Annotated in this window: 22 protein-coding genes and 1 pseudogene; 14 read left to right on the forward strand and 9 right to left on the reverse strand. The window is 47.3% G+C overall.

Annotated elements, in window-relative coordinates:
• Window positions 1-274 precede the first annotated feature (274 nt).
• Together AC3WQ3_RS17330 and AC3WQ3_RS17335 are read left to right on the forward strand one after the other, a co-directional pair.
• Window positions 275-1,105, forward strand: coding sequence for an alpha/beta hydrolase (locus AC3WQ3_RS17330; RefSeq protein ID WP_336781473.1), 831 nt, complete (start codon window positions 275-277; stop codon window positions 1,103-1,105).
• A 169-nt stretch (window positions 1,106-1,274) separates the two neighbouring features.
• On the forward strand, window positions 1,275-2,063 hold the full coding sequence (locus tag AC3WQ3_RS17335; RefSeq protein ID WP_336781472.1) for a DODA-type extradiol aromatic ring-opening family dioxygenase: 789 nt from the start codon (window positions 1,275-1,277) through the stop codon (window positions 2,061-2,063).
• Between the two features lie 150 nt (window positions 2,064-2,213).
• Here the strand turns inward: AC3WQ3_RS17335 and AC3WQ3_RS17340 are convergent, their stop codons facing one another.
• Both AC3WQ3_RS17340 and AC3WQ3_RS17345 read right to left on the reverse strand, forming a co-directional pair.
• Window positions 2,214-2,426, reverse strand: a complete 213-nt coding sequence (locus AC3WQ3_RS17340; RefSeq protein WP_127538342.1) for a hypothetical protein — start codon at window positions 2,424-2,426, stop codon at window positions 2,214-2,216.
• 129 nt (window positions 2,427-2,555) lie between these two features.
• Window positions 2,556-3,095 carry a DoxX family protein gene (locus AC3WQ3_RS17345; protein WP_336781470.1) on the reverse strand — a complete coding sequence of 180 codons (540 nt, stop codon included), beginning with the start codon at window positions 3,093-3,095 and terminating at the stop codon, window positions 2,556-2,558.
• Window positions 3,096-3,435: 340 nt separating this feature from the next.
• Here AC3WQ3_RS17345 and AC3WQ3_RS17350 point away from each other — a divergent pair, with 340 nt between their 5' ends.
• The 4 genes from AC3WQ3_RS17350 to corA all read left to right on the forward strand — a co-directional run bounded on the left by AC3WQ3_RS17350 (window position 3,436) and on the right by corA (window position 7,731).
• Window positions 3,436-4,512, forward strand: coding sequence for a DUF3048 domain-containing protein (locus AC3WQ3_RS17350; protein ID WP_492472904.1), 1,077 nt, complete (start codon window positions 3,436-3,438; stop codon window positions 4,510-4,512).
• A gap of 282 nt (window positions 4,513-4,794) precedes the next feature.
• A complete protein-coding gene (locus AC3WQ3_RS17355) occupies window positions 4,795-5,409 on the forward strand; it encodes a DUF47 domain-containing protein (RefSeq protein ID WP_095288482.1) in 615 nt (204 codons plus the stop codon).
• Between the two features lie 14 nt (window positions 5,410-5,423).
• On the forward strand, window positions 5,424-6,413 hold the full coding sequence (locus tag AC3WQ3_RS17360; protein WP_095288483.1) for an inorganic phosphate transporter: 990 nt from the start codon (window positions 5,424-5,426) through the stop codon (window positions 6,411-6,413).
• Window positions 6,414-6,771: 358 nt separating this feature from the next.
• Entirely contained in the window at window positions 6,772-7,731 is a 960-nt protein-coding gene (gene corA / locus AC3WQ3_RS17365) for a magnesium/cobalt transporter CorA (RefSeq protein WP_336781468.1), read from the forward strand.
• Between the two features lie 136 nt (window positions 7,732-7,867).
• On the opposite strand, the gene AC3WQ3_RS17370 is transcribed toward corA, so the two are convergent.
• The 4 genes from AC3WQ3_RS17370 to AC3WQ3_RS17385 form a co-directional block, all read right to left on the reverse strand.
• Window positions 7,868-8,338, reverse strand: coding sequence for a MerR family transcriptional regulator (locus tag AC3WQ3_RS17370; RefSeq protein ID WP_492472905.1), 471 nt, complete (start codon window positions 8,336-8,338; stop codon window positions 7,868-7,870).
• Window positions 8,310-9,038 carry an SDR family oxidoreductase gene (locus tag AC3WQ3_RS17375; protein ID WP_492472906.1) on the reverse strand — a complete coding sequence of 243 codons (729 nt, stop codon included), beginning with the start codon at window positions 9,036-9,038 and terminating at the stop codon, window positions 8,310-8,312. The genes AC3WQ3_RS17370 and AC3WQ3_RS17375 overlap by 29 nt, the downstream gene beginning before the upstream one ends.
• A 261-nt stretch (window positions 9,039-9,299) precedes the next feature.
• A complete protein-coding gene (locus AC3WQ3_RS17380; RefSeq protein WP_492472907.1) occupies window positions 9,300-10,382 on the reverse strand; it encodes a DNA alkylation repair protein in 1,083 nt (360 codons plus the stop codon).
• Window positions 10,383-10,565: 183 nt separating this feature from the next.
• Entirely contained in the window at window positions 10,566-11,210 is a 645-nt protein-coding gene (locus AC3WQ3_RS17385) for a tyrosine protein kinase (RefSeq protein ID WP_154893005.1), read from the reverse strand.
• A gap of 458 nt (window positions 11,211-11,668) precedes the next feature.
• Here AC3WQ3_RS17385 and AC3WQ3_RS17390 point away from each other — a divergent pair, with 458 nt between their 5' ends.
• The gene (locus tag AC3WQ3_RS17390) at window positions 11,669-11,959 is read left to right on the forward strand and encodes a YerC/YecD family TrpR-related protein (RefSeq protein WP_017690665.1); all 291 of its coding nucleotides are present in this window, start codon (window positions 11,669-11,671) and stop codon (window positions 11,957-11,959) included.
• Between the two features lies 1 nt (window position 11,960).
• A complete protein-coding gene (locus AC3WQ3_RS17395; RefSeq protein WP_154893004.1) occupies window positions 11,961-12,746 on the forward strand; it encodes a CbiX/SirB N-terminal domain-containing protein in 786 nt (261 codons plus the stop codon).
• 89 nt (window positions 12,747-12,835) lie between these two features.
• Here AC3WQ3_RS17395 and AC3WQ3_RS17400 read toward each other — a convergent pair whose 3' ends face one another.
• Window positions 12,836-13,405, reverse strand: a complete 570-nt coding sequence (locus AC3WQ3_RS17400) for a TetR/AcrR family transcriptional regulator (RefSeq protein ID WP_492472910.1) — start codon at window positions 13,403-13,405, stop codon at window positions 12,836-12,838.
• 209 nt (window positions 13,406-13,614) lie between these two features.
• Here AC3WQ3_RS17400 and AC3WQ3_RS17405 point away from each other — a divergent pair, with 209 nt between their 5' ends.
• From AC3WQ3_RS17405 to AC3WQ3_RS17430, 6 genes and pseudogenes are all read left to right on the forward strand, one after another.
• A complete protein-coding gene (locus AC3WQ3_RS17405; protein ID WP_492472911.1) occupies window positions 13,615-14,538 on the forward strand; it encodes a ketopantoate reductase family protein in 924 nt (307 codons plus the stop codon).
• A 115-nt stretch (window positions 14,539-14,653) separates the two neighbouring features.
• Window positions 14,654-15,055, forward strand: a pseudogene (locus tag AC3WQ3_RS17410) (DUF4395 domain-containing protein).
• Between the two features lie 429 nt (window positions 15,056-15,484).
• Window positions 15,485-16,366 carry a diacylglycerol kinase gene (locus tag AC3WQ3_RS17415; protein ID WP_095288492.1) on the forward strand — a complete coding sequence of 294 codons (882 nt, stop codon included), beginning with the start codon at window positions 15,485-15,487 and terminating at the stop codon, window positions 16,364-16,366.
• A gap of 150 nt (window positions 16,367-16,516) precedes the next feature.
• On the forward strand, window positions 16,517-18,259 hold the full coding sequence (gene rlmD, locus AC3WQ3_RS17420; RefSeq protein WP_492472912.1) for a 23S rRNA (uracil(1939)-C(5))-methyltransferase RlmD: 1,743 nt from the start codon (window positions 16,517-16,519) through the stop codon (window positions 18,257-18,259).
• 1,037 nt (window positions 18,260-19,296) lie between these two features.
• Window positions 19,297-19,866, forward strand: a complete 570-nt coding sequence (locus AC3WQ3_RS17425) for a TetR/AcrR family transcriptional regulator (protein ID WP_492472913.1) — start codon at window positions 19,297-19,299, stop codon at window positions 19,864-19,866.
• 14 nt (window positions 19,867-19,880) lie between these two features.
• The gene (locus AC3WQ3_RS17430) at window positions 19,881-20,102 is read left to right on the forward strand and encodes a hypothetical protein (RefSeq protein ID WP_492472914.1); all 222 of its coding nucleotides are present in this window, start codon (window positions 19,881-19,883) and stop codon (window positions 20,100-20,102) included.
• Window positions 20,103-20,314: 212 nt separating this feature from the next.
• Here the strand turns inward: AC3WQ3_RS17430 and AC3WQ3_RS17435 are convergent, their stop codons facing one another.
• Together AC3WQ3_RS17435 and AC3WQ3_RS17440 are read right to left on the reverse strand one after the other, a co-directional pair.
• On the reverse strand, window positions 20,315-22,081 hold the full coding sequence (locus AC3WQ3_RS17435) for a leucine-rich repeat domain-containing protein (protein ID WP_492472915.1): 1,767 nt from the start codon (window positions 22,079-22,081) through the stop codon (window positions 20,315-20,317).
• Between the two features lie 283 nt (window positions 22,082-22,364).
• Window positions 22,365-23,243, reverse strand: coding sequence for a GNAT family N-acetyltransferase (locus tag AC3WQ3_RS17440; RefSeq protein WP_492472916.1), 879 nt, complete (start codon window positions 23,241-23,243; stop codon window positions 22,365-22,367).
• Window positions 23,244-23,448: the final 205 nt, after the last annotated feature.

The following is a 23,448-nucleotide window of genomic DNA, read 5'->3' on the forward strand; positions in this document are numbered from 1 at the left end:
GAATGCCTAGGGAAATTCGTTTTTCTTCATTTACTCCAGGCATAATCTTGCCGATACATTGAAGATACGCGCAAATTCTAAAGATTTTATAACGTTCTTCTTTTTTAAGACATAATAGCCTCTTGAACAGGTATTCCTCACGTTGACTTGAGGTTCCCAGGATGATATTATACTAATAACTTCTTAATACACATTAAACTTATCGGATTTATATACAATCAATTAATTGACGAACGAGTGAAGGTAAAGGTAAGCATGGAAAGGGGAAATCGGCATGGAGCGTCAGATCAGCATCCGTCATGGACAGGAAGAACTAACAGCTACGATTCATTATCCCGTGGTTAGGGATATCAAGGAGGGGAACAACCAGCAGCGTGTGCCTTTGGCCGTCATTTGCCATGGCTTTGTTGGCAGCCGCATTGGCGTGGATCGCCTGTTCGTGAAGACTGCACGTGAACTGGCTGAGGATGGATACCTGGTGCTGCGCTTCGATTACATCGGCTGCGGGGAGAGCAGCGGCGAGTATGGAGCTGAAGGGCTGGATTCCATGATCGCGCAGACTCGTTCTGTGCTGGATTATGCGGTGAACTGCAGCGATGTGGATCCAACCCGCGTGACCTTGATCGGTCACAGTCTGGGCGGAGCAGTCGCTCTGCTCACGGCCATCCGTGACAAACGTGTCAAGAATCTGGTCATGTGGTCTGCGGTGGGATATCCGTTCAATGACATCGTGAAGATTACGGGGCGTGAGGTGTACGATCTGGGTGTGAAGCAGGGCTCGGCTGATTATCTCGCTTATAAGTTCACTCCAGCTTTCTTCGAGTCTCTGGCTGAGCATCAACCGTTCCAGGAAGCTGTTAAGTTTAACGGCGATGTTCTGGTCGTGCACGGTACATCGGATGACATCATTCCTGTAGACTATGCTTTCCTATATCAGAAGGTATTCTGGATGCGTCAGGAAGGGCGCTGCGACAAGGAGATTATTTTCCAGGGAGATCATACCTTCTCTTCCGGCAAAGAGCGGGAACAGCTGATCACGCGTACCCGGGAATGGCTCGGTGAACGTCAGAAGATTGAACAGGATTGGCAGCACTGGATGATCTAATGGCTTGGAGGACGTCTGAAGCAATTAAATATACAACGGAGTGGAGAACCAGAAAGGGCGGGTTTGGGCAGTTTCGGGATGTCAGCTTGGAAAAGCGCCTTCTACGCGGTAGAATAGAGGAGTAGTATAGAAGCGTGACCATTCTATCCGTGTCTGGAGGTTGGCAGCAATGACATTACCCGCATTTTTCATTGCGCATGGTTCTCCCGCTATGGCGGTGGAGAGCAATGACTACACTCAATTTCTGAACCAGCTTGGAAACAGGCTGCCGGCTCCAAAAGCCATTGTTGTATTTACGGCGCATTGGGATTGTCCCGAGCCGTCCGTGACGATGGACGATACACATCAGACCTTGCATGATTTCTACGGATTCCCCTCTAATATGTATACAATCGATTATCCGGCACCAGGACAATCCGAACTTGCGAATGAGATCTGCGCTCTCTTTACCCGCAGCAATCTCCCGCACCAGCCTGTTCGAGGCAGAGGTTTGGACCATGGAGTCTGGGTCCCGCTGCTGCATATGTATCCTCAGGCAAATATCCCTGTCGTTGTTGTGTCTGTAGATTCGCTGCGTTCACCGCAGGAGCAGTACGATATTGGCCGGATGCTGGAACAGCTGCGACATGACGATGTGCTGATCATAGGCAGTGGTGGTACCGTTCATAATCTGCGATTACTCGGTGGTAACGAGGATGAACCGCAGGATTGGGCGGTAGAGTTCGATGATTGGATGGAAGAGCGGCTGGAGAAATGGAACACGAGAGAGCTGTTTCAATATGACAAAAAAGCTCCGAATGCCCGGACTGCGGTACCTTCTTATGGAACAGAGCATCTGGCACCCCTGTTCTACGCCATGGGCACAGCAGACATGTCTCGAAAAGCGAAGCGCTTGTTCCAGTCTTATCCGTACGGAACACTCAGTTTAAACTGCTGGCAATTCGGTGACGGCGTGTAACTTGGAGCAGACAAGAGGGATAGCTGTACAGTAATGCCCTCCCTATACGATGACATTCAGACATGAACCGCTAATGAATAATAAAAACAAAAGGTTCCTTTACCCAACAATACTTTGGGCGAAGGAACCTTTTTTGATGTAAGCCTATATCTATTTTCGAATTTCGAAGAACTCGCAGTCCGTGCGGGAATGATAGGCAAGTTCACTGACACTGGACTGGACAACAATCGTTTTGCTGTCAAAACGGATAATGACACCACCGGAATCAATCTGGTGGTTATCCTGAAATACCCGGATTTTGTGCTTCATATCCATGGCTTCCTGGAAGTCGGCATCCGTCTCAAGACGGCGTTGAGTGGGCATTAGCAGTACTCCTTTGGTCATAATCTATATGTTCATCATAATACGTGATTCCGTACAGGGGCAAGTCAGGCATGAAAAAGCCCCGTTCCCCGGGGGATGGGGAGCAGGGCTAGTATATCTGTTCGTGCTTTAAGCTGTTTTTTGGGTTGGATTCAAGGTTGGTGTATCTTTGGGATGATGGCCTTTGCCCCGGCTGAACAATCCGCGAAGGTAAGGCAGTACCCAACGATCCAGACCGATTTTACCAGCATTTGCACCAGCAACGACGAGGAAGATTTGCATCAGTACCAGTTGTGCATTCGTGCTCACGGTACCCGAGAAGAGGAACGCGAAGTTCATCACGAGGGCCATTAGTGCAGCCAGTGTTGTGAAGCAGCCAAGGATGAGACCAAGACCTACCAAGAATTCGCCGAGAGGGATAAGGAAGTCGAACAATCCGGCATTCGGTACTGCAAATTTCTCAAGGAACGTTGCCCACCAAGCCTGAACTGCCGGGTGATCACCTGTTGCTTTTTCTACTGCCCCGGCAAGGAAGCCTCCAGCCTCGAAGCCGCCTGTCAATTTGCTCCATCCGTGAGTCATCCAGTCATAACCGATATACACCCGAAGTACTGTCAAAATCCACATTGCCACTTTGTTTTCTCTAAGCCATTGGTTGAAGCTGAACATATAAACCACTCCTTCATGGAATCTAGTGTGTGTTGTTTGTTTTTGTTTTTCTAAGTGATCACCTTTGATGTCTTTATTGTATAGTTCAAAAGTCTTTTTGTTTGTGATAAAAATCACAATCTAGTTCAAATTTTAAGTAAGCTTTGATGAGTTCACATTTAAGACATAAATGATTTCAAATCAACGTTTCGATTCCTTGCATCAGGGGTAGAGAAGCACCTTAATATCGAAGACAAATGGTGGAGCTTGTGATTAAATGGAAAGAAAAACGTGAAATGGTTATCCGCATCCAGAAATCATCACACCGTAGATCTAGGCCATTGTACAGGAGGTACAACGATTGAAGTCATTGAAATGGAATAAGGCAGCCTCTGCTGCATCCTTGCTGATTCTCGCCATAAGCCTGGTAGCTTGTCAGAATAAGGAGGCAGCGCAGCCGCCGAAGCCGGAGTCTGTTCCTGCGCCTGTAGAGGAGCAAGTGCCAGAAGAATCAGCAGCGCCTCTGTTCACCGCACCGCTGACTGGACTGCCGGTGGAGAAGGCCGTTACACAGAGACCACTCGCGGTCATGATTAACAACGCACCTGCAGCCCGGCCACAGTCCGGTCTGAGCTCGGCAGATATTATTATTGAAGTACTCGCAGAGGGCGGGATCACCCGGTTCATCGCCATCTTCCAGAGTCAGGGCGGTGCCGAGACTGTGGGACCCGTGCGAAGCATTCGTCCGTATCTGATTGAGCTGGGCGAGAGCTACGATGGGGTGCTTGTCCATGCGGGCGGAAGTCCGGATGCCTACTCCATTTTGCAAAAGCAGCAGAAGCAGCACATGGATGAAATTTCGAACAGCGGACCTTACTTCTGGCGTTCTTCGGATCGGAAGGCACCGCACAATCTGTATACTTCAGCGGACAAGCTTCGAGAGGGAGCGGATATCAAGGGTTACAGCCACGATTCGGAGTCTCCCGTCTATATCTATAATGAGGACGGCTCCACTTCAGCAGGAGAGCCTGCAGCTCAATTCGATATTCATTATTTATTGGATAGTTACCGGGTGACGTATGATTATGATGAAGTTAGCGGACGATATATGAGACTGGTGAATGGGAAGCCCGATCAGGATCAGGATAATGGAGAGCAGATTGGAGCAGCGAATATTATTGTAGCGGGCGCAGATCACAAGGTGCTCGACAACGTTGGCCGATTATCCGTCAATGTGGACCAGGGCGGAGAAGCGATGCTTTTTCAAAAAGGCAAGATGGTTCGCGGTCAGTGGGTGAAGAAATCGGGTGATATTATTCGTTTTGTACAAAATGGGACAGAGGCGGCTCTGGTCCCAGGTCAGACCTTTATCAGTATCGTTCCGAACCAACCTGACTTTGCAAGTCATATTGAAGTCCAAAATCAAGTTCAAAATTAAGGTTGAATCTAAGATCAAATTCCTTCGCTTGCTTCATTAATATGCGGACCAAAATCAAAAGTCGGATCCTGTCGGTTCGTGTTTTGTAAACGCAGTGTAAAATCTGAGCATCATTTTTCCATCCATTCCAAATAATTAAGATTCATTTCAGATTAATGTGATAAGAATATAAAAAAGGATCGCAGCTTTTGTACAAACCATGAAACAAATATGATAAGATATCAAAGGTTGTCATTTCATGTTTCACGGTTATCAGCAATTTCTCGTAAAGGGGATAGGACGATGAAGATAAAGAAGAAGGATATATTTTTCGAAACATTAGAGAATATGGCGGATACTGTCGTACAGGCAGCTGACTATTTCTCTGAGCATGTTTCCAACCTTCAGGATGTAACTCTGTTTACCAATGAAATGAAAAAATATGAGTCCAAGTGCGATGACTATGTGCATACGATCATTATGGAACTCAACAAAACATTCATTACGCCAATCGAGCGTGATGACATCATGGAATTGACAACAACACTTGATGACGTATTGGACGGGCTTGAAGCAACAGCTTCCCGTTTCTATATGTACCAACTGACTGATCCGGATGAATTCATCGTGCAGTTCGCTGAGATTTTGCGCCAATCGGCCTACGAAATTCAAAAAGCGATCCATTTGCTGTCCCAGAAAAAATTGCTGGCGATCCGCGAATATACCATTCGTCTGAACGATCTGGAGAACCAGGGCGACGAAGTATTGCGCATGTGCATCAAGCATCTCTTCGCTACCGTGTCTGATCCGATTGAACTGATCAAGCGCAAGGAAATTTACGAGCGTCTTGAGACGACAACGGATGCGTGTGAAGACGTAGCCAACATGCTGGAATCCATCATTATGCGTAATTCTTAAGGAGCCAGAGAATAATGGAAACAACGATTTGGGTATTAGGTATAGTCGTCTTCCTTGCGCTGGCGTTTGACTTCATCAACGGTTTTCACGACACTGCGAATGCCATTGCAACTTCGGTATCCACTCGGGCGCTAACCCCGCGCCGGGCGATCATTCTCGCAGCGGTCATGAACTTTGTCGGTGCGATGATGTTTACGGGAGTAGCGAAGACGATCGGAGGAAGCGTTACAGACCCCACGAAGCTGGATAACGGGATAGAGGTCGTCATAGTCACCTTGATTGCCGCAATTATCTGGAACCTCGTGACCTGGTGGTTTGGGATTCCTTCTTCTTCCTCACACGCATTGATCGGGGCACTTGCCGGTGCAGTATTTGTTGGTGCAGGTTCCGATAAAGTAAAATGGGGCGGCTTCATTGAGATCGTCGAGGGGCTTTTGTTATCCCCGCTGATTGCATTTGCCATAGGTTATGTGGTCATGACCATTCTCAAATATATTTTTGCCAAACGCAGTCCGCACACCGTGAACAAGGGTTTCCGTACAGTACAGATTTTCACGGCTGCGCTGCAGGCGTTCACACATGGTACGAATGATGCTCAGAAGGCCATGGGGATTATCACATTTGCGCTCGTCGCAGCAGGTGTGCAGGATCATCTTGAAGTTCCGCTGTGGGTTAAAATCTCTGCGGCAACGGCGATGGCACTGGGTACTTCCATCGGTGGTTGGAAAATCATCAAAACGATGGGTACCAAAATCTTCAAAATTGAACCGATCAACGGTTTTGCTGCCGATTTGTCCGCGGCTTCCGTTATATTCACGGCAACACTGCTGCATCTTCCAGTAAGTACAACGCACGCGATTACATCCGCCATTCTGGGTGTAGGTTCTGCTAAGCGTTTCTCTGCTGTTAAATGGGGCTTGGCCGGACGTATCATTATTACGTGGTTCATTACCATTCCGATTACGGCTGTACTCGCAGGCTTGCTGTACTGGATTATTTTCTAAGAACGTGATCCGGAGGCAAATTCGGTTACGACAGGCACAGCTGTTCATAACTGTGTGAATATCGGGATATGTGGACAATTTTTTAATCATAAGATAGAGAAGCCTGTGCACGAACGTGTGGACAGGCTGGATATGTGGATAGCCATCCGTGGAATGATAAACCAAACGTTAGATTATCCTGTGGATACAGGGAACTGTGGATAGGGAATGAGAGAAGCCAACAGGGTTGGCTTTTTTTGTTGTCCCTGCAGCAAGAGGTTGTGTGGATAATATGGATGTTATGCGTTGGCAGGAGACGGTTCGAGGATTAAGTTATACAATAGCGTAAAGGATATAGGACAAGGACGTGGTCTAATTTATGATTCGTACACTCGCCATCACAAGAGATCATCAGGTCTCCATCAACACTCCGCTGACACAGCTGGACCTGCAGGATTATGCCTGGGTCTGGGCAGATTTCAACCAGCCTTCGGAGGAAGAAAGCCGATTGCTGGATACATATTTTCATTTTCACCCCTTGGCGATCGAGGATTGTCTGCATGTGCTGCAGCGCCCGAAGCTGGACTATTACGACAATTTACAGTTCCTTGTGCTGCACGCGCTTAATCCAACTACACTGGAAGCGGAAGAAGTGGATCTGTTCCTGGGGTCGAACTTCCTCGTTTCCTTTCATCATGGTGTTCTGGAAGAAGTGGATGAAGCGTGGGAGCGGATACTGCATCATGCACATGAACGCACCATCTGGGCGCGTGGACCGGTGGCCGCTGCCTATACCGTGATGGATAAGCTCGTCGATCATTATTTCCCGTCACTGTTTGCGATTGAGGATGAGCTGGCTGAACTGGAGAACCGAGGGAGTCAGGAATCGGTGGAAGACTTGATGAATCAGGTGTTTGACCTGCGCGGCCGGCTGCTGAAGCTTAGACGAACCGTGGTACCCATGCGGGATCTGCTCTACCGGGTCATCAACTCGCAGCACGTGCAGCGGACGGGGGAGCATACTGCGTATTTTACAGATATCTATGACCATCTGCTGAAGCTGACGGACATGATCGAGGCGGACCGGGAGATGACCTCCGATCTGCGGGACAGTTATATTTCCTTGAACTCCAACCGGATGAATCAGATCATGAAGACACTCACCGTTATTACAACGGTATTCATGCCGCTGACGCTGATTGCCGGTATTTATGGCATGAACTTCGCCTATATGCCGGAGCTTCAGTGGAAGTTCGGGTATGGTGCCGTGCTGCTGCTGATGTTTGTGCTCGGTGGAAGCATGGTGGCCTGGTTTGTGAAGCGCGGATGGTTTAAATAAAAGATTCGCTCATATAGACAGACTAAGGATAAATAAATAAGATGTGACCAAACGATGGTCTTTTTTTGTCAGTTGTAGCTGCGTAAAAAAAGATCATCGTTTGGTGTCTGCAAAATTGGATTACGATTTTGGAGAGTTAGGGTTGGGTGTCGCAGTTTGTATCTTCAAGATCAGGATGCTCTGAAAGCTCCCGGTAATGCTGAAGCTTATAGGCTATAATCTCTGATGTTTCATGTAAATTAGCTATATCTTGTTGAATCTTACGCTGATGTTCCTCCAGGATCGCATACCTGGTTGCAAGGGTATCGGAACCTTGCTCAGACAGCTCCCGGTAATGCTTCATCTGTTCGATGGTCATCCCGGTGGCTTTCAGTCGGGTCAAAAAAATAATGCCGAGAATCTGGTCTTTACTGTATTGTCGATGACCGTTTGTTTTGCGTTCTGCATAAGGGAGCAGACCTACCTTTTCATAATAGCGGATTGTATCTTCCGTCAGGCCCGTATGCAGAGCAGCTTCGCGAATCGATGTAACGATGTCGGGTATGTCATGCATGTCATGCAGCTCCTCAGTATCGAATTTACCAAGGTATTTCTCCATTATTCCCATAGAATCCTCCTGTCGGGCCATCGTCCCCGAGAACAGCCAGCTCCAGAACTGTAGCCGCTGCTTGCTGCACGGTATTGATTCCTGTAAAACCGTTTAGATCGGTTGCTGTAAAGCCTGGATCGACAGAGTTAATCTTAAGCGACGTATCTCTGAATTCCTTGGCAAGAGTAACGGTAAACATGTTAACAGCTGCTTTGCTGCTGTTGTAAGCGAGCAGATTGAATTGTGCATGTTCATGCTCGGGATCACTATTGTAGGTGAGTGAGCCCAGACCGCTTGTCAGGTTAACGATTCGTCCTGCTGGGGACTGCTGCACCAAGGGTAACATGGCTTGGGTAACGGAAATCATGCCGAAGAAGTTCGTGTTATAGGTTTCTCGTATATCATCCACAGCGATTAAGCTTGGCGGGGCAGCTCCACCCACAGAGATCCCTGCGTTATTGATCAGAATGTCGAGCGAGCCATACGTTTGTTCAATGTGATTGACCGCGGTCTCAATGGTGCTTTGACTCGTAACATCAAGCTCGATTCCATAGGCTTCGATTCCCTCGTTTAGTAGTCTCTGTGCGGCTTCCTCGCCTTTACGCATGTCTCTTGCTCCGAGGAGAACAACATAACCCAAGTTTCCCAGCTGCCGGGCCGTTTCGAATCCGATTCCTTTGTTTGCTCCTGTGATGAGGGCCGTTTTTTTAGTTTGCATCTGTCATTCCTCTTTTCAATAATAATGGTCAAGCATGGGGGTGATGATCTTCGAATGGTACAACTTGGAGTATGCTCCAAGTCAACAGATGATTTTGGAGGAGACGTACATAGGGGAAATGAGGGGGAAAATAAATAACCGAAGCGCGTCTGTGACAGACAGGGCATTCGGTTAAAGGGAAATATCAATCCTATCCACATGTGAATATCTTTTTATCCGTAGTTGTGAGCTGTGAATAACTTATGGATGGCAATTCTGTTTTTATTCAAGAATGAAAGCTGCCGAAGCAGTAGGTTGTCCATTGACCACAATCGTTAATGTGTGAAGTCCGGCATAGTACCGTCTGGTGGTAATTACTTTGAACGATTGCTTCGTAGCGACCTTGCTTCTCCCCGCAGGATATGTTTTATCCGAGCATTTGAAACGTTTGGGAGCCTGCTTGCCACTCGCCTTCATATATCCAATCTCATATTCAATCCGCAGCATTTGAGGCTGCCCACTCTCATTGACCACATCGAATGTGAATTCCAGCTCTTCACCAACGGCAATCGTATCCCGTGCAAGCTGAAGCTGCTCAACGTGCACCGCATCCTGCTCAACATAGCCAAAGAGGGCAAGGGCTTTGGGATGTCCCTTTTTGAGCAGTGAACGGCTTGCGTGGCGGACAATCCAGTCGGTATGTGGATGCTGACCGTACCAGGTGGAGGCCAGTTCCAGGACCAGATCAGGATGGTCTTTCGAGATATCGTTGAGATGATTGGCTACACTTTTCCGTACATAGAGAGACTCGTCCTGCTTCAAGGCATGGAGAATGGGAAGTGCTGGCGTTGGATCCGCAATCAAACTGCGCAGCTTGGAACCCCACGGCAGGCGAGGGCGACTGCCTTCGCTGGCAAGCCTGCGAATATGCTCGTTCTCACTGCTTGTCCATTCCATCATCCGTTTCAACGTCTCGATCGGATACCGTTCAATAAACGGGCGCACCGCGAACTCCGAGCTGGAATAAGGTGTGAAGACCGCCAGGTACTTCATGGACAATTCATAATGTTCAGGCGCGAGTCCGTTCACCTCGATAAAATCAGGGACAAACAAATACTCGACCCCTCGCAGCTGCGGTGCCGCCTGTTCGAGGACATGCAGCGCCTCTTCATAGGAAGAGGGTAGTACTTCGGTCAGGGCCTGTGTAATGCGGCGAATACGTGCCTTGAATTCTGACTGTTCCCAGCCTTCGGCAAACACGAGATCACGAAAGTGTGCCTTGTTCAAGGCAGGGTAATATTGATACAGCAGTTCGCCGGTCCGATCAATTAATCCGGGGGTATATTTATCCTTAAACAGTTCCATGGTCCGCCTCCTTTATCTACTACCCAGTATACCTTAATTTACAGAAATAAGAACATAGGTTCTTGTAAATTTTATTTGAAATACTTTAAATCGGATTGGAGTGTGCAGCTAAGGCAATAAGTGGGCATGCTCATAAAGAGGTGAAGGCACCTTCCTTCAAGGGAGAGGTGCCTGAGAAAATGGTTAACGTTTGCTGCCTGAGGGACGGCGCTTGGTGGAAGTTGTTTTGCGACGAGTGGTATTACTGCTGCGGCGACGTGGCATAGTCGTAGTGGACTTCTTGCGGCGTTTGCGCGGGCGAGACCGGGGCGGCGTGTATTCCTCATAGTCGGCCTCGGCAGGGCTGCTGCTCTTGTTTTTCCCTTTTCCAAAAGGCAGAATGCCCATAACAAGCTTCATCATAGGAGCCATTTGCTGAATGCCGCCGACGACCTTCTGCATTTTTCCAATGCCGTTCATGATACCGTCGATTCCGCCGAAGCGGTCGATCATTCCTTTTAATTCACCTAAATTGGCCAGTGAGAACCCGGAACTGCTGGAAGCCGCAGGTGTCTCAACAGGTACTGGAGGAGCAACGGGTACACCGCCGCCATACAAGTTGCCGCCAGGTGCACCTTGACCATAAGGTACAAGTGCAGATGCTTCTACTTCACCGTACGCAGGATAATAGGGCTCTACCCCTGGGTACATCGGCTGAACTTGGGTTTCATTCAATGAACGCTGTACCGCACCGGGCGGAGCATAGCCAGAAGTGTGCGCCTGTCGCTGTGAATAGGAAGACGGACGCTGCCGTGGTGTGGGCTGGCGATGATAATAATGCTGTGGCATGAACGATCACGTTCCTTCTATATTGGATTTCGGAAATGCGTTCCTTCAACTGTCAGGTCCATGGGCGTGAACAGACCTTGATGGAACTCCCTTTTGCTATACTGTATGTCATTCGCGGAGAGACGGCGTAGGCGGGTGTCACGGAAAACGGGATATTTGCGGAATTGGGCGCAGGGGACAAGGAGAGATTTATAATCATCGAAAAGGGAAGCTTGTACACAAAATTGTAACAATTAGAAGGGTTAAATCCCTACATAAGTAATCGGGAATATATAGGTGAAAAATGGGATTTATTGCGGTAATATCGGGTGGTGTCCACCAGTGGAGGACAATAGTACCTAATGGAAGCGGTAACATGTATTTTTATTCTGCAGTGCGTGAAATCGTTAACGCTTGAAATACCAACTCAGTGTGAGTACAATGAAGGTACACAGTAACCGCTAGGGGATGATGATGAAATGCAGCTGAAAAAGCTAAATGATAAAAGTATTGAACAACTATTCGAGGCCATTCTCACTCTGAAAGATATTGAGGAGTGCTATGTGTTTTTTGATGACCTCTGCACGGTAAACGAGATTCAATCCATGTCCCAGCGGCTGGAAGTTGCCCGCATGCTTGGCAAAGGCAACACGTATAATCAGATTGAAGCAGAGACAGGAGCTAGTACAGCTACCATCTCCCGCGTGAAGCGCTGCCTGAACTACGGCAATGATGGTTATAAAATGACATTGGAACGTCTGGGTCGCTAAGATGAAGAAACCGGGTGTACTGATCATTAGTCACGGTTCTCAGGAGCAGACCTGGGTAGAATCCGTCGATGACGCGGTCTCCCGGCTTAATCTGCCTGACGATCTGCCTGTTGAAGCTTCATTTCTTGAACTTGTGGAAGGACGCCTGATCCAGGACGGTATCAACCGACTGGAAGCACAGGCTGTAACCGATATATTGGTCGTACCGCTATTCGTTTCATCTGGCAGCACACATGTGGATGAAATTGAATATGCGATCGGCGCGAAGGAAGCGCCGGAACGGGAAACGGATCTGGAACCATTTCAGGTAACCGCAAGGGTACATTTCGGTTATCCTGTGGATAACGACCCGGATATTGCCGTGATGGTGTGGGATAAGGTGAAATCGCTGTCCCGGGAGCCGAAGCAGGAGACGATTCTACTGGTTGGGCACGGGAGCATTCACGATGGATTCCGTCAGCGCTGGGAGAACGGCATCTCCTCACTCGCGCAGCGGGTACAGGATGTCAGTGGCGTTGCCCATACGGATTATGCACTCCTCAATCCGGAGAGTGTATATGACAAGGCAAAATACTGGAGCCAGGAGCAGGGAACCCGCGTTATTGTGGCGCCGCTGTTTTTGAGTGCCGGTTATTTTACCATGAACGTCATTCCGGGCAGGCTGAAGGAACTGGACTATGCATACAGCGGTGAGACACTGCTGCCGCATCCACTCCTTGGGAACTGGCTGGAGCGTCAAATTCAACTTTTACTGGACAGATGTAACGAGGGTAAGGCCCTTTCTTAAGAAGGGGACGAGCACTTTAAAATTATAGACAATGAAACCACGTCCGCCGGACGTGGTTTTCTTATTGCTGGTGTTGCTTGAGGGGGAGCTTATCCTTGAACCGCGAGTGCAGGCAGGCTCAGATGAAGCTCCAATAATGCAATTAATTGGTCGACCATATCCTCTGCAGAATAAGGCATGGCATTCATAATCCACCATTCCAGCAGACCCACGGCAGCAGAAGCCAGGAACTGTACAGTGACTTCTTTGCTCATGCCTCCCTGAACGCCGCACGCATCCATCTGTTCCTCAACGCCCTGAACCATGATCGTCATGAGCTTGCTCCGAAAGGCTGGAATCCCCTTTTTCGTGAGGAGGGTGGTATAGATGGCTGCATGTTCCTCGAGATACCGGAAGGTTCGCAGCAGCGCGTCTTTTGCCGTCATTGGCGTTGGATAATGATCGATCATACAGCTGTCCACCAATTGCTGCAGGTACGTCTCGATACAGCGGTCCAGCAGATCATACTTATCTGTATAATGCAGATAGATCGTTCCCCGGTTAACATTGGCCCGATCTGCGATGTCATTGATCGTCATTTGCTCGAAATCCTTCTCATCCAGCAATCCGACAAAAGCCTCCATGATGGCCTTTCTGGTTTTAAGTACGCGTCTGTCCATAGCGCCTCCTCTATATATTTCTTCGTTTTCTGTATATCTCTCTATAAATAGCGTACGCTTTTCAACAAAAAGGAGTATTTCGTTGATTATTCAACGAAAGCGGGTTTTTTAGCGATTGAAGCCCGAAAGCGGCTTTGATACTCTTATTTTATCAACAACTGTTCATAAAGCAACGATTATTCATAAATAACGAAACTGAGGAGAATCGAATGAAAGTATTGGTCTATGGTGCGGGTGTGCTAGGCAGTCAGCTGGCCCACGTTCTGGTACGTGGAGGAAATGACGTTACGGTTCTCGCGAGAGGGAAACGGGCGGAGGAATTGGAAAGGGATGGCGTAGTCATTCGGCATGTATTTCAGTTTAGAACGACGGTTGATCCGGTTCGGGTAACAAGAGAACTAAGAGCGGAGGATGTTTACGATCTCATTTTCGTGGTCATGAAATATAATGATTTTCCTTCGGTGTTACCTATTCTCGCGAATAACCGGAGCACCAACATCGTGATTGTAGGCAACAATGCAGATGCACGAAGCATGCAGACCTATCTCGAAGACAACAGCCCAGTAGATAAACAAGTTGCGTTTGGTTTTCACGTTAGCGGGGGGAAGCGTCACAAGGATCGGATGATGTCCATAGGTGGGGGGAAGGGACTGATGGTGATTGGCGCATTGGATGGTAAGATTCCTTTTCAACCTCTGCTGGATCAGGCCTTTGCAAAAGCAAAGTATAAGCTGGATGTGATTGAGGATATCGACGCTTGGCTGAAGAGTCACCTCATCCCGATTATGATGCTGAATGCGGTGAGCTTCAATGAAGAGCGAGAGTTGAAGAAGCTGGAGGGAAAGCGAGAGCAGCTCCTGCATATGATCGGCGCCATGGATGAAGGAATTGCCTTACTGGAGGCAATGGGCATCGATATGATTCCCCGAGCACAGGCGAAGCTGATCCGCAAGCATAAGCGGCTGCTGTATCTTTTGCTGAAGATCTACAGCATGCTTCCGGTGCATAAGCTGGTTGCAGGTGCTTATGGCGAAATAGAGGCAATGGACCGGGCATTTACGGATTGGAAAAGCGTCACGAATGTACCTACACCCCATTGGGATGCACTCCGAAGGGATTTTACCATCCTATAATAAGATATGCACATATTTCAAATCATCTTTCTGTTGCTCCAAACTTCGATCCCGATTACAATAAAACCAACTAATAAAATAGGGATAAGGAGATATAAGGATGCGAGAAGTGCCTATGCGTTATGTCAAAGCGAATCAGGTCGGGATCGTGCTGTTTGTACTCCTATCGTTTGGATTCAATCAGCCGCTGATCTTGGGTGCGTTATGGATCATTCAGGTGGTCGGGCTCGTCTCTGGGGGGAAGCTGAATCTATTTGTCCAGATCGGGAAGGCTGTACTTCAGGGAAAAGGTACGGAAACCCAGGCGGTGGAGCTGCAGCGTTTCAATAATATTCTGGCGGTCTTGTTCCTGTCTCTGGCTCTCATCTCATTCTCCATGAGCTGACAGGTAGCCGGTTATCTCTTCTCCGGAATGCTCCTGCTTGCAGCAAGTGCTGCTTTGCTTGGTTATTGTGTGGGCTGCACCATTTATTTTTGGTACAAACAGCTTCGTGCAGGCAGACGAATCGGCTTCTAAACCATTGATGAAGGTAAAATATAAGGTAACGTTGATGCGGCTTCGGGATTCGGAGCCGTTTCTTTGTGCTTTTTGAAGGAGAGAAAGGTTAAATTCTTGTCAGACGGGCAGAATGGGTGTCTATGAAATGGGTTAAATACAGTTGAAGAGAAAATCGCTGAATGTGTAAAATGAGTGGGAACCTGCTTGCCGGATGGCGTAAATACGTTACAGGCTAGGACATCTTCACATTTGATGATATGATAGAATATAAAGGCTCTGGAATGAGATGGAATTCCTTATGCATAGATATAGGTATGGATGAAGATTCGGGCAGGATTAACGGACGTGGGTGATCATGTAAAAGGTTCCCCGGTTGTGGACGCTCGCAAGTGAAAGAGAATGAGGTCGTTCAGACTCATGGATAATGTGGAATAGGTGGCGTATGAGATGAAAAAGGCTCGCTTAATATATAATCCGACCTCAGGCCGGGAAGAAATGAAGAAACGTCTGGCTGATGTGCTGCAGCGTTTGGATCAAGGTGGCATCGAAGCTTCAGTACACGCAACAACGGGTGAGGGAGATGCAACCCGTGAAGCGGAGCTGGCGATTGAACGTGGATATGACATGATTATTGCCGCAGGTGGCGATGGTACGCTGTACGAAGTCATCAACGGCATGGCCGAGCGGGAGAATCGTCCGCCGCTGGGTGTTTTCCCTTTGGGAACAACGAATGATTTTGCGCGTGCGCTCGGGATCCCAAGACAGTGGGAGGATTATGTGGATCTGGTCATTAATCAGCAGACCCGTCCGCTTGATCTGGGTAAGGCAAATGATAAATACTTCATTAATATCGCAGGCGGAGGCTCGTTGACCGAATTGACATATGAGGTGCCAAGCCGTCTGAAAACGATGATCGGACAGCTCGCCTATTATATGAAGGGCATCGAGAAGATGGCCAGCCTGTCTCCGCAGGAGCTGATTATCCGCGCGGCAGGCCAGGAGGAGATTCATGACGAATTCATGCTGTTCCTGATCGCCAATACAAATTCCGTCGGGGGCTTCGAGAAGCTTGCACCAGGCGCGACGATAGACGACGGAATGTTCGATGTCATCGGTGTGCGAAAATGTAATCTGGCCGACATGATCCGCCTCGTTACACTCGCGCTGCGCGGGGAACATCTGAACGATAAGAAGGTACTTCATTTCCAGACGGATTATATGGAAGTGACATCGCCAGGATACGTACAGCTGAACCTGGATGGGGAGCTTGGCGGCACATTGCCTGCGACGTTCCAGAACCTGCAGCATCACCTACTGCTGTATCGTTAAGAGAATAGGTGGTGGCGCGGTGGGAGTGCGTTTTTCCTGTTGCCGTCTGCGTGGGGATCACGTATAATCTCAGGGTGAAATTGAAAAGATGAAGTGGAATGAACTCCCCATACCTGGGGTGATATATAAGAAGAAAGAAGTGAATGTACGTTGTCTAATACGAACCGCAGCGGTCGTGGAAAAAACCGCCGGAATTCGGCTGCCTCTCAGGGGCAAGGGAATGCGATGGCATCCCGTCAGCCAGGTAAATCATCTCGTCCATCATCACGTCAGCAAGGGAAAGAGGTGCGGCCACAAGGCGCATCTCTTTCTGCCGTTCGTCCGAAGGGACGTGGACGTGAATCCGCGCCAATCGAAGGACTTCCAGTCAGCAAAAACGAAGAGACCGTCATCGACATCATTGGCATGAACCATGACGGTGAGGGTGTAGGCCGTGCGAATGGATACACGCTCTTCGTGCAAGGTGCGCTCCCTGGTGAAACCGTCCGCGTACGCGTGATGAAGACCAAGAAGCAGTACGGCTATGCCAAGCTGCTTGAGATTGTGAAGGCGAGCCCGGATCGAGTATCCGCGCCGTGTCCGATCTACGATCAGTGCGGTGGCTGCCAGATCCAGCATATGAGCTATGCCGGACAGCTTGCGTGGAAGCGCCAGCTGGTGGTCGATAATTTGCAGCGGATCGGGAAGCTGAACGTGATGGTGGAGGATGCAGACGCTCAGGGCGATGAAGCGAACCTGAATAGACTGGCTGAAGAGAATGTGGATCAGGCAGCTGAACCAGATGTTTCCGAAGAACAAGGGAACGGCAGCAATCGTATTCGCCTTCGGCTGGAAGGTGTCATGAACGAAGAAGCTGCTGCGCAAGGTATTCGTGTGCTGCCTACCATGGGCATGGACGAGCCATGGCGTTACCGGAACAAGGCACAGGTGCCTATTGGCGTGACCGAAGGCGGCTTGGTGGGTGGATTTTATGCCAAAGGAAGCCATCGGATCATCGATATGGACACCTGCCTTATTCAGCATGAGCATAACGACGAAGTCGTGGCGAAGGTGAAGGAGATCGGCAGTCATCTCGGGATCAGTGCGTATAACGAAGAGACAGGCCGCGGTCTGCTGCGTCATGTAGTCGTGAAGAAGGCTTTCCGCACAGGTGAGATGATGCTGGTCTTGGTTACCAATGGCCGAGATATCCCGCATAAAGATGAATGGATCGGCAGTATTCGTGAAGCGATCCCGCATGTGGCGAGCATCTGTCAGAACGTGAACAAGAAACAGACCAACGTCATCTTCGGCGATGAAACCCGCGTCCTGTGGGGCCGTGACGTGATCTACGATTATATCGGAGATGTGCAGTTTGCGATCTCTCCACGTTCGTTCTATCAGGTCAACCCAGTACAGACGGAAGTGCTGTATGGTAAGACGGTAGAATACGCTGGGCTGAGCGGCAAAGAGACTGTTATTGACGCCTATTGCGGCATCGGTACAATCTCTCTTTTCCTCGCTCAGCATGCGGATCAGGTGTATGGGGTAGAGATCGTACCCGAAGCGATCGAAGACGCTTGCAGCAATGCACTGCTGAACGAAATGAAGAATGTGAAGTTCGAAGTCGGTGCATCGGAGGATGTCATCCCGCGCTGGAAAGAGCAGGGTATCGAAGCCGATGTCATCGTTGTCGATCCACCGCGTAAGGGCTGTGATCCACGTTTGCTGGATACGATCCTGGAAATGAAGCCAGAGCGCGTGGTGTACGTGAGCTGTAACCCAAGCACCCTGGCACGTGATCTGCGCGTGCTGGAGGATGGCGGTTATCGGACGGTTGAGGTAACGCCAGTGGACATGTTCCCGCATACGGTGCACGTGGAGTCGGTGGCGATGTTGGTCAGGAAAGTGTAACCAACAATTAAACCCGTGATATTCGTAATAAACCTCTGCTAAAAATCGAATAAAGATGTGATAACAACGGACACGGGATGCAAATGCCCCATCAATTTATGTCTCCAACCGTCCTACAATTGTAACGACGAAGCCGACCGATCTTCAGGCATTCCACCTGATCCTCGCTCGGCTTTTCTTTTCCCCAGGCTCGCTTTCTACGAAGCCTCAGATGCCATCTAAACCTTTCTTCAGGCTCTTCTTCCTGCATATAAAATAACTGCAATGCCGCATCAGACCTGGATTTCTCAGGCTTCTCCTCGCTCTTTTTCTCCCGCTTTAAATGCTTCCCAGATCTCTCTCCGCATCTATAATCAGCTCATTACCTGGCTTTGTTTCCTGCTTGCAGTAGTCCTTGAACTGTCCCTAATCCCTATCTTTTTCCCTTGCCTTTCCCTTGCACTGTTGTCACGACATTATTCAGATTATAATAAAGTTGTGATACAAAAAATTGAGTCAAAAGTGGAGAAAAACACGGTTTTGTAGCATGACTTTATTTATGAGGGCAACGGTGGAATGCGGGTTTGAGGGCTGTTATTTGGCAGGAGTTTATTCATACTGAACAGAAAGACTAATAGTTGAGGTGTATTGGCGGAAATAGTAAAGAGGGGTGGCGAACTCCTCTTTTTTGTTGAATTTATGTTGATTCTTGATTAATCTGTAACCGTAATTCGGCGGTCATGAGAATACATCTATTGAATATTCAATAAGGCGTTCTTGCTTCAACTGCCGCTGTGATTGTCTGTTCATCTTTCCGCTTTAGACTACTCCAATCACGCTTACCGTTGGTAACGCTTTTGAGCAAGCATCGAAGACCTGTGAACTCGTTTGTATTGGGAATGCGCAGTAATATACGCTCCAACGGTAAGGATCGTTCATCAGGGCGGTTTTTCTTAATGTATTTTTAAAGATGATATTCAATTAATAAATAAGTTGACAAATTAGTACGGTCGTACTAATATCTTTAGTACGACCGTACTAACGCGAGGTGGGCCTAAGTGGATAAAAAAAATCAGATCATAAATGCTGCCTTAGAATTAATTATTGAAGGGGGATTTTCAAATTTTTCTGTCGGGAAAGTTGCAAATAAACTTAATATGAGCAAAGGTGTATTCACGTATCATTTTCCTACAAAAGACTCACTATTAAGATCAATGGTTGTAAGTTTTTATGAAGAAGCAACCGAATATATGCAACAGCATATACGAATCGATAAAAACGCTATTGATACCTTAGATAGTTATATCGAATCATGCTTATTTTTCGCAGCTAAAAAAAATAAACAAACGATCGCAGTAACTGACATTATTTTAAATGGTCGTACACAAGATGGTGAACGCCTGTTTAAAGAAGGTGACGATAGCATATATAAACCTCTAATTGAAATATTCAAATATGGGCAGGAAACCGAAGGGATTTTCAGAGATTTCTCACACGATATCATGGCTAGAAGCGTGAGAAGTGTTATCGACTCTATAGCATTAGCAATTGCTAAAGATGAAATCGAAAATGTCGAGCAAGCGGTTAGCGAGGTAAAAATGATTTTCAATGCCGCTACACTAAAATAACCGGAGGTATGAAAATGAAGGTTTTCTTGAGAATTTTAGCAATGGTATTTTTGGTTGCATCAGCACAGCAATTAATCAGAGGGGTATGGTCAGGCCTTTTTGGGCATGGTTATGATTTTTCGGCATTTGGTCTATCTAGCATAGTGGTGTTAGTTGCTTCAATCGTGTTGATATTAATAAGTCTGTTTCTATTTCGTGTTACAGAACCTTACTTTAAGAATGGAAATAAGGATTAATTATTATATTCTCTATTTACTTGCAATCACTTGACCTATTCCGCTTGTTTTACAGTAAGCACTCGACACATGTGGAGTCGGTGGCGATGTTGGTTAGAAGCTAAACATAAACAGAAGGGGTTCGAGAATTCATATATGATTCTCGAACCCCTTCTTGTCTTTGTTTTAATACCATCCATTAATTTGTGAGTAATTCTGGAGTGAGACGGTAATTAATATACGTGCACACCCGTACCAAGCACGGATTTGTTTTGTACGGAATTACCGGATAGATATACCTTTTGCAGATTAGGCAGCTGGCTTAGGGTCTCGATATTGGAAATGGCATTGTTCTCGAGATGAAGCTCTTCTATGGCCTGCCAGTTACTCATAAATTCGAGAGAAGCCAAATTGCTGTCTTGCAGAGTGAAGGAACGCAGAGCGGACAGTTTGGCAAAGTAAGGCATCATGCGATCAACTTCAGAAACAGAGGTATTATTTATGCTGAAATACGGCTGCTCTAAGGTTAAATGTTCAAGCACGTTGTTCTCCGCAGCCGCCTTTTGTTCGAAGTTCAGCCGGCACTCGGAGCACATCAGAGATTTGACCTGCTTCAAACGAAATAAAGCATCGCTCTCCTTATATAGTGACGAGTCGTAAATGCTTAGGGCCTCTAAGCTGGACAAGCCGTCCAGTGCGCCAAGTCCGGTTACTTCACTGACCTCCGAGAGAGAGAGTTGCTTAAGTTTCGGAAATTTCCCCAGCGCCGCCAAATTCAACTCTCCACTTCCGCCACGGAGCGTCAGGCTGGTTGCGTCAGGCGCCTTCAGCCCGGGGAGAAAGGAGCTCGGGATTTCTACTCGCTCTACTTTAGGCAGTGTCAGGACTTCTGCATTCTCGTAGTAGCCGGACAACGTTAATTCCCGCAAAGAGGATAGGCTATTGATGGGCTTTACTGAACTAAGTTGACTTAGAGAAGCCAGACGTAATTTCGTGATGGAAGCCTTGCCGGTCAGATGCTCCAGACTGGAGAAGTTTACATTTTCAATATCTAACGTTTGTAGAGCAGGCATATTTTGCACAAAGTCGATGGATTTTACGTTGGTTAAATAAGAAAGCCGGAGCTCCTGAAGCTGAGTTAAGGCGTACAGCGGCTGCAGGTCTGTGGCTTCACTGTAATTAATGGACAGGGAAGTCAGCCCGGTCATGGACGACAACCATCCCAGTTCATTGATATAGGTGAGCGACAGGGACTTGAGCGGCAGTTTGTTCAACAAAGAAAGATCCGTTACCGATTCATCCACATAGGTAATGGATAACGAGTTCAGATTAGGGAATTCCAGCAGTAGGGCCAATTCCTGATTGCTGCGAACCTGAGTGGAAAGCTCCGTAACTTTGGACTTGTCACCAAAGAAGTCCGAAAACGTGCTGAAAGATTCGTTAAAAGCACCTCCATAGCTTTTTAATCCGGACATATGAGCAAACGTGGTTTGGTTCGACTGGGAAATTTCGTAGGTATTCGTCAGGTCCAATGCCGTTAGTCCCTTAAAAGCTTCAAAATCTCGCTGATCAATCTGCTGGCTATTCAGTTTCTTGTCCTGCGTAACATAAGTGATCTTCTCGGCCTGTTCATCGCTGAAGGGATCGGAGAGGCTGTATGTAAACTTCCACTGATCATTCTCCGAACGCTCTACGGTTAAATAGCGAAGGCGAGCCAATTCCTCCTCTGTTGGCAGGGCAGACCCTTTATTGAAGATATCTCGCAAAAAGGAGAGCAGAACCTCGCTTTCAGGCATCTTTCGCACAGGCAGATTGGCTTCTGCTTGGGGATGAGTGGAGCTGACGCTGTAATAAAAATAAGTGCCGATGGCCCCGGTCAGGAGCAGCATCAATGTCAGCAGCAGCCTTACAGAGACGTTCAGCTTCGGTGCTGTTTTTGGGGGTGTTCCGTGGTAGTGATTAATGGTCTGGTCCACGTAATAGACATGATTTTGCTTCAATAAAAGCTCTGTTTCACAATAGGGACACTTTAATATCTCACCCTCTTTGTATTCAATTCTTCCGTTGCAATTGGGACAGTTTAACGGGATAAAAGCCACGAATGTCCCCTCCTTCATTATGATGGTCATAAGATCATGCTGAACGGGCAGCTAATTGCATTATACCTTGTGAATTTACGTTTGATGAGAGAAAGAAGTTTCGAATAGCGAAGGAGCAGGGAAACCCTGCTCCTCTTTGATCTTTTTAAAGTACGGTTGGTTGTGGGCATGATTACATAAGTCATTAAGCGATCGAAGTAATTGGATGTTTAACTTGCACAGGGTAGAGAAGTTCACCAGGGGTTTTGACAAATAAGCCGTCATTGGTGAGGGTGCTTTTTAGAACGAGATGTTCTGTTGCATCGGGTGTAAAATGGAAGGTTATTGTCTCCGTATCCTCATCTGCAATCTCATGTAAAATATCGATCATATGGATTTCGTTTAAACCAATAACATCGAAGAGGTCAATATGATTGTCTTCCTTCTGATAAATCACGATGACATTTTTATTTTCTAAGTAATAAATATCGTTACTGAACACATTCAGGCAATAAAACATGAGTATGCCTTGAGTCTGGGCGGTTCCGAAATGTTGCGAAACAGGTAGCCTTTCGGATGCAAATTTAAGAATAAGGCGTAAATCCTCCGCGTTAGTAACATCGAGCTTCCGAAGATTCGCAGGCTCGGGTAATTTTTTTGCCTTATAATCCATTGAAAAAAGATGTTCTTCCACCGGTTTAAACCCAAACTTGGGATAAAAATCAAGCACTGATTCATTGGCAAAAAGGTACATGAGATCGTACTTGTTGTATTCCTCTAAAATCTTGTTCATTAAACGAGTGGAAAGTCCTCTCCCTCGATAATCGGGATGTGTCATCACCGTGCCGATTTGAATTGCTTTTTTCTTCTCCCCGTGAATGATGAGTTCAAGGATGTTAACAGAAGCGTTGGCAATAACCTGATCTCCATCTACAAATGAAAAAGGGATGTATCCTTCTCCCCAAAATCCTTGTTGATACCAATTTTCAAATTTTAAATCAAAAGTGTTAGCAGCAAGTTCGAAGAAACTCTTTCGAAGGACTGCATTGTTTTTATAATCCTTCTTAAATATAAATTCCTGCATTCTATGCCCCCCCTTAATGCTCAAAAGTGACTGTCTGTATATTATTGGTATTATCTAGTACATAACCTGATATATCAAGCATCGAATTCACGGAAACGCTTGATAGTGGATTTAATGTATTTAAAAGAGTTTGATCATGATATTGAACATAACAATTTCGTGACGAGTAATGAATCACCGTTTCAGCTTATATAGCTTCTCGAGC

The sequence above is a fragment of the Paenibacillus sp. FW104-T2 genome, assembly GCF_058789975.1.

Coding starts and splice junctions, on each gene's coding strand:
- AC3WQ3_RS17330 (WP_336781473.1), top strand. CDS start 275: ATGGAGCGTCAGATCAGCATCCGTCATGGACAGGAAGAACTAACAGCT.
- AC3WQ3_RS17335 (WP_336781472.1), top strand. CDS start 1,275: ATGACATTACCCGCATTTTTCATTGCGCATGGTTCTCCCGCTATGGCG.
- AC3WQ3_RS17340 (WP_127538342.1), bottom strand. CDS start 2,426: ATGCCCACTCAACGCCGTCTTGAGACGGATGCCGACTTCCAGGAAGCC.
- AC3WQ3_RS17345 (WP_336781470.1), bottom strand. CDS start 3,095: ATGTTCAGCTTCAACCAATGGCTTAGAGAAAACAAAGTGGCAATGTGG.
- AC3WQ3_RS17355 (WP_095288482.1), top strand. CDS start 4,795: ATGAAGATAAAGAAGAAGGATATATTTTTCGAAACATTAGAGAATATG.
- AC3WQ3_RS17360 (WP_095288483.1), top strand. CDS start 5,424: ATGGAAACAACGATTTGGGTATTAGGTATAGTCGTCTTCCTTGCGCTG.
- corA (WP_336781468.1), top strand. CDS start 6,772: ATGATTCGTACACTCGCCATCACAAGAGATCATCAGGTCTCCATCAAC.
- AC3WQ3_RS17370 (WP_492472905.1), bottom strand. CDS start 8,338: ATGGGAATAATGGAGAAATACCTTGGTAAATTCGATACTGAGGAGCTG.
- AC3WQ3_RS17375 (WP_492472906.1), bottom strand. CDS start 9,038: ATGCAAACTAAAAAAACGGCCCTCATCACAGGAGCAAACAAAGGAATC.
- AC3WQ3_RS17380 (WP_492472907.1), bottom strand. CDS start 10,382: ATGGAACTGTTTAAGGATAAATATACCCCCGGATTAATTGATCGGACC.
- AC3WQ3_RS17385 (WP_154893005.1), bottom strand. CDS start 11,210: ATGCCACAGCATTATTATCATCGCCAGCCCACACCACGGCAGCGTCCG.
- AC3WQ3_RS17390 (WP_017690665.1), top strand. CDS start 11,669: ATGCAGCTGAAAAAGCTAAATGATAAAAGTATTGAACAACTATTCGAG.
- AC3WQ3_RS17395 (WP_154893004.1), top strand. CDS start 11,961: ATGAAGAAACCGGGTGTACTGATCATTAGTCACGGTTCTCAGGAGCAG.
- AC3WQ3_RS17400 (WP_492472910.1), bottom strand. CDS start 13,405: ATGGACAGACGCGTACTTAAAACCAGAAAGGCCATCATGGAGGCTTTT.
- AC3WQ3_RS17405 (WP_492472911.1), top strand. CDS start 13,615: ATGAAAGTATTGGTCTATGGTGCGGGTGTGCTAGGCAGTCAGCTGGCC.
- AC3WQ3_RS17415 (WP_095288492.1), top strand. CDS start 15,485: ATGAAAAAGGCTCGCTTAATATATAATCCGACCTCAGGCCGGGAAGAA.
- AC3WQ3_RS17430 (WP_492472914.1), top strand. CDS start 19,881: ATGAAGGTTTTCTTGAGAATTTTAGCAATGGTATTTTTGGTTGCATCA.
- AC3WQ3_RS17440 (WP_492472916.1), bottom strand. CDS start 23,243: ATGCAGGAATTTATATTTAAGAAGGATTATAAAAACAATGCAGTCCTT.